The 9131-nt window shown below is 33.0% G+C and carries 10 protein-coding genes and 1 pseudogene; 1 reads left to right on the top strand and 10 read right to left on the bottom strand.

Annotated elements, in window-relative coordinates; translation table 11 throughout:
• The 10 genes and pseudogenes from H538_RS0117550 to H538_RS0117500 form a co-directional block, all read right to left on the bottom strand.
• A pseudogene (locus H538_RS0117550) lies at window positions 1-215 on the bottom strand (IS21 family transposase); the annotation flags it as partial.
• A gap of 850 nt (window positions 216-1065) precedes the next feature.
• Window positions 1066-2415 (bottom strand): phage portal protein, encoded by a 1350-nt coding sequence (locus tag H538_RS24265; protein WP_035351385.1) that lies wholly within the window; start codon window positions 2413-2415, stop codon window positions 1066-1068.
• Between the two features lie 107 nt (window positions 2416-2522).
• On the bottom strand, window positions 2523-4109 hold the full coding sequence (locus tag H538_RS0117535; RefSeq protein ID WP_026678702.1) for a phage terminase large subunit family protein: 1587 nt from the start codon (window positions 4107-4109) through the stop codon (window positions 2523-2525).
• A 41-nt stretch (window positions 4110-4150) separates the two neighbouring features.
• A complete protein-coding gene (locus H538_RS0117530; RefSeq protein WP_026678701.1) occupies window positions 4151-4540 on the bottom strand; it encodes a hypothetical protein in 390 nt (129 codons plus the stop codon).
• On the bottom strand, window positions 4537-4728 hold the full coding sequence (locus H538_RS0117525; RefSeq protein ID WP_026678700.1) for a hypothetical protein: 192 nt from the start codon (window positions 4726-4728) through the stop codon (window positions 4537-4539). Before H538_RS0117525 ends, H538_RS0117530 begins: the two co-directional genes overlap by 4 nt.
• Before the next feature lie 55 nt (window positions 4729-4783).
• Window positions 4784-5695, bottom strand: coding sequence for a hypothetical protein (locus tag H538_RS0117520; RefSeq protein ID WP_026678699.1), 912 nt, complete (start codon window positions 5693-5695; stop codon window positions 4784-4786).
• A 462-nt stretch (window positions 5696-6157) separates the two neighbouring features.
• Window positions 6158-6346 (bottom strand): hypothetical protein, encoded by a 189-nt coding sequence (locus tag H538_RS0117515; RefSeq protein WP_035351382.1) that lies wholly within the window; start codon window positions 6344-6346, stop codon window positions 6158-6160.
• A 75-nt stretch (window positions 6347-6421) separates the two neighbouring features.
• Window positions 6422-7180, bottom strand: a complete 759-nt coding sequence (locus tag H538_RS24260) for a hypothetical protein (RefSeq protein ID WP_154658016.1) — start codon at window positions 7178-7180, stop codon at window positions 6422-6424.
• Between the two features lie 319 nt (window positions 7181-7499).
• Window positions 7500-7679: a helix-turn-helix domain-containing protein gene (locus H538_RS0117505; protein ID WP_026678697.1), complete on the bottom strand. Its 180-nt coding sequence runs from the start codon at window positions 7677-7679 to the stop codon at window positions 7500-7502.
• A gap of 76 nt (window positions 7680-7755) precedes the next feature.
• Window positions 7756-8649 carry an SU10 major capsid protein gene (locus tag H538_RS0117500; protein WP_026678696.1) on the bottom strand — a complete coding sequence of 298 codons (894 nt, stop codon included), beginning with the start codon at window positions 8647-8649 and terminating at the stop codon, window positions 7756-7758.
• Window positions 8650-9021: 372 nt separating this feature from the next.
• Here H538_RS0117500 and H538_RS26990 point away from each other — a divergent pair.
• A partial coding sequence (locus H538_RS26990) for a helix-turn-helix domain-containing protein (RefSeq protein WP_035351379.1) occupies window positions 9022-9131 on the top strand: 110 nt, incomplete at its 3' end.

The following is a 9131-nucleotide window of genomic DNA, read 5'->3' as shown; positions in this document are numbered from 1 at the left end:
TTAAAGCAACCTTCATCCATTCGCTGGCGAATATAATCCTTATAAGGATCCAGTTTACTCGGACGTTGTTTTCTTTTATATACCGGTAGCTCATCTTTATTAAGCCACTTTCTGACGGTTTTTCTGTCACACCCTAATTCATTAGCAATGTCTGTAATGTACATTCCTTTTTGTTTCATTTCTTTGATCATAAAAAATTCCCCATTCGTTATAATTTTGAACAACTCCCTCCCAGAGGGATTGTCCGGTAAACGTGGGGAATTTTCAACCGGAACTATTGAGTATTCTATCACCGGATTCTACACTGAATTCCAAGTATAGGTTTTATATTCCCATTGCATTTTTTCACCCCTCCCTTTTGCCTACTATATTCGACATAAAGGAAGTGATTCCCTCCTCTGGAAATAAAAAATTTGCACTCTATATTGGGTGCAAATGAAAAAGGTGAATTCTGACGACATAAAGTAATTCTATGTAAAAATTGATTTTCCTGCCATTTTTAAAATTTTTCGTTCGTGTGTTTTTTGATATGCTTGGCAAAATTTATGCCAACTTGGGGTATCGCTTATTTACACATTTTCATTCGTCAAACCGTATAATCAAATTGTATAAAGATGTATTGTATATGCACGTTTAGTCAACATAAAAACCATTATGTAAAATACATACAATGAATAAACGTTGATATAAAGCCATTTCACAAAGTTTTACGAATTATGTAATATGCAGGATTTTATGCAAACACCCTATAATCCCTTATATATCAAGCGTTGTAGGTATTTCGATAAATTTTGTGAATGTTTGTGAATGGACACTTTTTTGCATAAAATTTTTCTTTTATCACGATTAAATATTGCATAAAAAACGAATAAAATAGGCGTAAATTTATAGGGAACATACATTTCATTAAACAATTTAATTAAAATGTATTTTTTTTTGAACAAACTCTAACTTCACTTACTTTTTTATAGTGACTATATATAACATAACAGTGTGCGGCGGATGATATAATCATCCCAACTCGCACACCTTATTTTACTTACTTTTTGTTAGTAACAATCATCCTCATAATTCGCTTTTCTTGTCATCATCAACGTTATTTCCACTTTGATTATCTTCTACCATATTTACATTCCGTTCTGCTTTAATCCTCTCCAACTCTTGCACTTTGTCATGGATGTAAGGTATTTGCTCAACAACACTCTCCAAACTAATCGCACCCATACCCTGTAACTTCTCAAGATTTTCGATGATCTCCTTCTCATTTTTCGGAGTAGAAGGAACAAATACGACACTCAACGTATCAAACTCATCATCACTAAACGTTATCCCTTTATACTTTAACATCCTTCTAATCGCTTCAAATCGCTTCTCAAAGCCTTTCTCAAGATACTTTGCGTTTAATGAAGCCTTTAGGTCAGCAAGTGAGAATAACATTTGTATACTAACCTCTGATAGGTTACTTATATCTGTCTTGTTCATGCTCACAGCAGGTGTATTACTAATATCTAATAGTGATTGTAATAAATGCTTATATAACGTTTCAAATGCTTTGTGGTCAAATTGGTTATGTACAAATTTAAAGTCAGCACCGTCATCAAGTGTTAGTCCACCACCAACTACATCTTTTGGTAGACCATCACCCTTTAATTGTTGACCAATTGCAACTGGAATCCCAGTAATATATTTGTAATAGCCGTCTGTTGCTTTGCTGATTAAGTCCTCCAAGTTATCAAGGATACTTATAATATCCTCTAAATCACTACGACCATATAGATCAGATACTTCATTTTGATTGATGTAACAAATAGGCAAGCCACTTATATTAGGCTTTCTATCAACTAACCGTAACTCTCCACCATTATTATCATACTTTTCAACGGTATCAGGAGTATAGACAACATAATAATCAATCGCATCAACCATATAATTCTGAATGACCGCAATCAATTTACCTTCGTCATTGTAAACTGGAACAACTTCTTCAGGATTTATTAATTTACTCTTGATGTTCCTTTTTTCATCAAAGTATAGATACTCCCATCCCTCACCATACTTCACCATTTTGTCAAGAATGGAATGGTCAATACGATGAAATTTCCCTTTATTGTATACCTTCTTATATTCCCCTACTACTGTTTCGTCTCCACTTAAACTCACGGGATTCTTCAACAAATAACTGGTCTGGAAATTAAGAATCGTCTTGGCATATTGCAAAGTTATCTTCCTTGTTTCATATCGTTTTCCATTAAACATTTCGTTCGGTCTTTGATTAATGGCATGTCTACCGTTTAAATATTCTTTAATGTCCAATATTTTTTGAACTCGTTGCGAAATGCTCACCTTATTACATTCCTCAACAAACCAATCGGGCTTACCGTCATATACTTCTTTGATATATTGGCTAATATCCACTAAAATACCTCCTTCTGTTAAAATTTGCTGACCACAAAATTGTTGCAAGTTTACTTAATTTTGGTACAATGAGTTTACGGGAACGTTTAGGGATTGCTTTACTCTTTTTATGTTGTTTCATCAACATACCATTTGTTTGCCTTCATTGCCTGCACACTCAATGCAGCGGAAATAACCAAATCGTCATGATTTTCATTTCCACCTTTATTGCCGTACTTTTTATCCTTTTCAACATATATCTGCATTTGTTCCAAAATTTCCTTCGTATGTATTAAAATCAAACCTTTTTCAAAGATTTCCTTATAGTCTTGAATCAAAATACTTTTAGTTGTTGAAGATGTTTGCCATCCTAATTGCATCACCTTTTGTCCCCGTTGATTAAATATTTTCTGTTTGTAAAGGTTCATGTATCCTTTTTCTTTTCTCAAGCGCTCTAATAATGGCGTACCCACGTTGTTACGCTCAATGCAAAGAAAAGCATAGTTATAATACTTACCTAACGTATTAACTATCTCGGCAAATTCATATACCGGCACTTTGTTATGGACAAAGGTACAAACTTCTTCGCCATCTGAATTAATGATAGTTATAGTCGAACTATCGCCACCACCACCAGTTGCAGTATCTACCCCACCAAAGTAACGCTTATTACTTTTCGGTAAATGGTAAATAAACAACTGTTTCCCTAAATATCTTCTTAACTCTTGTGGAATATCATTTTCCACTTCCTTTTTAGGTAACGGAGAGAGGATATATTTGATTCTTTCAAGCACCAATGCAGGGTTAAACACTGATTCACCTGAGCTTATAAATGATTCCATTGGATTGGACGGGTACTCTTGATAAAATTCCTCTAATTGCATGTCCATTAACTTCCATCTTCTCCACATTAAAAAACGTAAGTTTGCACCCATTTTAAATAATGTACGTTCATCTTCTTCCAGGTCTTTTTCCATCAATCTTTTGCCATAATATGCTTTGTGCCATCTCTCGGCTTCGTCATGATCGGCTTTGAATTGTTTCTTGTATAAATCGGCAAAAAACGGCACGAAGAATGCTTTGTATTTTGAGTTACCTTTGTAAGCACTCATAAACAACTTAAAATAATTGTTACCGACACCATTAGACGTCGTTTCAATCACCAAACGACTTGTAGGAGATTTAGCAAGTGATTGTTCGCACGACAATAAAGTTTTCTCCTGGTTGTCGTAAAAAGCATATTCTGATAAGTGAATCCATTCAAACGTACTCCCTCGCCCAACATCCTTATTACCTGCAACCACACAACGAATCAATGAACCATTTGACAATAATAACTCATCCCTATTGTCACGTTTCGTATCGGGAAACACATCGGGAAACTTTTCTCTCGGCAAGTGATAGTTCATCATTTTTAGCCGTTCAAATAATTCCTTTGATGAATCGGATTTGTAGGAAACGATAAGATATTTTGTATTTGATTTAACACAAGCACTAAAAAGACAAAACGCCAGGGCAACCGTACTAAATCCTCCCTGACGTGCTTTTGCAATGATATTAAATTTTGTCATGCCATTGATAAACTCTTCCTGCTGCTCATTTAAGACAAATGGAACAAGATCACCGTTATTATCAACAATTTTAATGAAGTTTTTTGCAAATAACTTAAAGTCACCTAAAATCTTTTCTATTTTTTGTTTCTTTGTTAATCTCATTTACTCACCTCCAAAATAAGTCGTGGATAATTATCTACGACTTATAACTCTAAATCATCGTCATCCTCTTCATCTTGGACAACATTATTAAATGCTTTAACCGCCAATTGCCGATGATGTTCAATTTCTTTTTGAAGTTGTAAAAGCAACTTTACCGCCTTTTCATCACCCGTCAATGCTTTTTCCTTCACAGAATTGTACATTGCAATTAAATCCTCGGCTGTTTTGCTGGATAAATACAAGGCAACAAGATGTTTCCATTCTTCCGTTTTCATCCATCTATAAAATCCATTCATAGAGTGACGATTGGTTGTTTTTAACAATTCCTCTTCTGTCATTTCTTTTTCGCTATCAAACCAAATTTTAAAGTGATATTTGAAAAATTGTTGTTTATGGAATTTTAATGTCTTTAAGGCATCATATATATTCATTTAACTTCACTCCTCTTAAACTGACGATTCATCATAAAATACACCAAACAGACAAGTATCATTATCCAAACTTCTTTTGTCATTAAGATCATGGTAAAGGTACAAACAGTGGCTACAAATTGGGCAATTACCATCCCGACAACAAGAATACTCAATGCTTTAACAATTAAATCTTTTGATTTTTTCATAATAGATTCGCTCCCTTGATTAAATTTGAGAATAAAAAAAAGGACTAGCGTTTTGCTAGCCCAAAGGATTAGGTACATGATCAAATGGGTTAGGTTCACCCCAGGACTCTTTCCTATTACCGAATGCCCATTTTACATCATGTTGCTTTGGCTCTTGTTTAGATTCTTCTTTAACTTCTTCAATTGGCATTTCATTTTCAATGTCAATTGCTTTTTTCTGTTTCTTCTTTTTATTAACACGTTTAATTAATCTATCCATATTCTCTTTTTCGGTTAAAAGAAATTTTTTTATTTCTTCTTCTTTGACACTTGTCAATAGGTGATGTTCAAAAAAGTATCCATGTTCACCTTTCCGAGTCCTTCTGTGAGACGACATAAAGTAGTTTCTGTTCATTTTATAAATCATTTTATGAATGTAGTCTTTATCAAATCCTAAATGATCTGCCATCTTAGCAATCTTCATGTACATCTTGCCTTCCATATTATTGCTCCATTTAGCAATTAGACAGTACAATGCAAAATATTTTTCAGTTAAGCCGGCTTGTTTGTATTTCTCAAATAATTCCAAAGGAACATAGATGTAAAAATCATCATCCTTTTTACCAAAAGATGAAATGGCATCAGTAGCAGTAATAATTAAAATGTCCTTATCTCTAATACTTCCGTTTTCGTCAATTAGATAATCCCAACGGGATACATTATTAAGTTTAATAATTTTCGCACCTTGCATTTTCTTTAGCAAATCAAATACTTCATCCGTTGAGTATCCTGTCTCTTTCCGTAGCATTGAAATGGACGTAATAAATGTATGTTCATTTTCTTGATTATGTAGGCGAAATTTATATAATTGAAAGTAGAGATTTAAACCTTTGTATGTAATTTTTTCATACACATTTTTTTTACGACCTTCTTTATCAAACCAGTTAGATTTAATTTTTATTGCTTTTAGTGTAAAGTTAAAATTCATTAGATTACCTCCAATTGATTATGTATATATTAAAGAAGCAAGTTCGAAACACGTTAGTGTTTTGAGAGATATTATCTTATTCTATCTTTTATTATTATCTAAGTTAATTACATCCCCTATTTCTTGAAAATATCATAGTTTATGTATTGAAAAAGTGTACCCTTGACCCCAAAATATCATCATACATTTTTTTACAAAAACTCTAAAACTATTGATATTACTACATTTTTCACTTCTTTTTTTTACACACCTATATATCCCTTATTTCCGAAAAATATCATGATTTTTGCATTCAAAATATAGAGGGTAGAAAGTACAATATCAAAATTTTTGCAATACCCTTGTACCCTTCACCCTAAAATATCATGGTTTTGATTAAAAATTCCTTATAAATCAAACACTTATCAAGTCGGACAAAAAGTAAAATATCAAAATTTGTGTTTTTGAGTTTGTGATAATCTTCTACTTATCATGATTTAGTGTTTTATATTCATCCAACGCCTTTTGTAAAATATCATTTTTATAAAACATGGCGAATGTTTTACCTGTACTTGTGTTTTTTGCAACAGTGATAAAGTCAATTGACTTTACATCTTTGAGAAAAGTAAATAAACGTTTATTGTAGCAGAAGAAAAAATCTGATTTCGTCATGGAAATACCTCCTATTTTTATTTTAGTCAAAAATGGTCAAATAAGAAAGAGGATGATATTTCATCCTCCTTTAAGTTAAATCATCGTATATGACAGCCACCGTTGCCCCGTGAAAGCGTGAGAAAAGCATTTGTTTAAAAAGTCATTATCGACTAAATACGCTTGTTTACCTGCCGTTTGACTAAACTCATGTGACATTGTAAATTGTTGTGACGGCAAAGAAAAATCTAAATTAAAACATGAAAAAAGAGATTGCAATTTGTCTAATGCAATCCCTGTTTTTAAGTATCCATCTTGATCGATACAAATTTTTTCATTTAATTTATATTCCTGGATAACTTCAATAAAGTCGCTTTTTTGGTATGTATACAGTACGCTTGCCAATTCTTCCAGTTCCAAAAATTCTCGGTATTTTTTATGAGCAAACTGATCACGTTCGTACGGCTGATAAAACCCTAAATAGCTTGAATCAATCGCCCACAATACCAATTTTTGCTCATCTGTTAATTGTTTGTAGTCAAAAATATCATAAAGCGAAACGACAGTAAGCAATGTAGACATAGCATACTTGTAAAAGTAATACTTGTTGCGTGAGATTTTATATATGTTGTTTAGGTTGGCACTATTAGGGTTTGGCTCATCCTCACTGTTTAATAGTGTTACATGGTTGTCAAATGCTTTCATTTTATAATTTACAGCCATATCAATTGCCACGACATCCGATTTAGTTTTGTTTATCTGGTCTAATGTGTCAATTCGATATAGCTTTTTAAAGTCGTAAAAGTAATTGATCGTGTATCCTTTATGCGCTTCAAGTAACTTTGACGAAAACAATGAATCAATATCATCTGTGATACACATTATGTATTTGTTGTTATCTAAACACCAGTTAGGGAATTTCTCTTTAAGCGTCGCTTTCATAGTAATAGAAAGACGAGAAATACTCCCACTACCTTTTAATGTTAAACGTCTTACCGTCAACGGCAGAAAATATTGCTCGTTGACATCCTCCTTTTAATCCATGACCATATTTGTTTGAGTGTACTTTTCAATTTTTTCTCAAACGGTCAAATGAAATAAAAGGAAGTGGTCAAGACGTATTTCTTGTTTCTTTCATTTTTTCACCTTCACTTTCTTTGATTATTTTTAATGATTAATTTTTATACTCATCAATAAATTTTCTATATAATTCAATTTTTCTTTTTGACATCCCGCAATCACCCGTTTCATAACGGCTAATTAGCGATTGTGAGCAGCCAATATAATTGGCGATTTTTTGCATACTGATTTTTTTATGTCTACGCTTTAGAAAATACTCATCCTTTTTGTTCATTCCCCTTTTCTCCTTTGATTAGATAAATAAAAAGAGGATACCTGCTTTAAGCTAGTACCCTCTTAATGGTTATGTATTAGGAAGTTTTTAAAGAGTATTCAGCAACTGCTTTTTTGCTACCAACTTTAAGCGTTAATTCAGCCAAAACATGACCTTTAACACTATCACCTGTTTTGGCAAGTGCTTCAAACAATGGTTCACGCAAAAATGCTAGGGATAAGTAATTCACATCAAAAATGTGCATTTTTGTAGCGTCTTGATGACGAGATAGGATAAAGTTTACATCCCCATAATTTGTGCGAAGTTTGTCTACTGTTAGACCAAATACATTTTCTTGTGCAATGTATCGGTAAGAACCTTTGTACAATTCGTCAATTTGCTCTTTTAAGTCGGCATTGACAATTGCAAAATATTCGCCTGTTGCAAGTCCTTGTGCCCAAAGTTTACGGACAGTGTCTTTAATTTCTTTTTCTGAAATTACATTTGCGGTTTCCCCAGTAACCTTATTTGCAGTATCCACCCATTTGCTTAAACCATCCATTCTACGGATGTATGGAGAAGCCGAACCATCGTTACGAACACCGCCCATTAATGCTTTCTCAATTGCTACTTTTGTTTCAATTAATCGGTCATTGATTTCAGCGGCAAAAATATTAGGTTGACCTGGAACAGAAATAGCGGAAACACTTCCACTAACGGATGCTGCTTTTTTGAAGATTTCACAAACATTGTTTAGTTCCGCACGACCACTTTCTTGGAAAACTGTAGTTTCAGATCCTTCAACCTGTGAAATATCAGATGTAGTATCGAAACTACGCTCACGCCAAGTATGAATTTTACCATTAGATTTTTCAACACGTCCTTTAGCCATTAAAAGAGACATTAAAGGAGTGTCTTGAACCCCAACAAGTGCAATTTCTTTAGATAAAGATACTGATTCAGTGTTAGTTAAATTTGTAGTTTTAAACATAATATAATTCCTCCTAGAGTTTTATTTTTTTTATAAGAAACGGAAAAATCCGTTTACTTAAACAAATTGGCAAGTTTACTGCCGATCATTCCGACAGTATTTTTTTCTTTCTCAAAATTGTCATACTGACTCGCTTTTTTGTGATCCTCTGGCTTAAACGAAGAATCAATCAAAAAATCTTTCTTAATTTGATTTAATTTTTCAATTTTTGCTTTTAAATCATCTGCATCAGCAAATGTTAAAAGACCATCTGTAACTGCTAAACTAAAATCAACAGTTTCTGCTAAATAGAAATGAACACTTTTTCCCCAATTATAATCCAGATAAGTTATGATAGTCTTTTCAACATGGCTTATTTGGGGGATTTGAAAGGTGGAAAAATTAATAGTGTATTTGCAGGTTCATCAACTGAAAGAACAAGGATTCAAGGTGGCAGCTATCGCAAAAAAATTAGAGATTTCGAGGAATACAGTTTACAAGTA

This window comes from Fictibacillus gelatini DSM 15865 (genome assembly GCF_000430745.1).
Taxonomy (GTDB): domain Bacteria; phylum Bacillota; class Bacilli; order Bacillales; family Fictibacillaceae; genus Fictibacillus_A; species Fictibacillus_A gelatini.
This window is presented reverse-complemented; position numbering and strand designations above follow the sequence as displayed.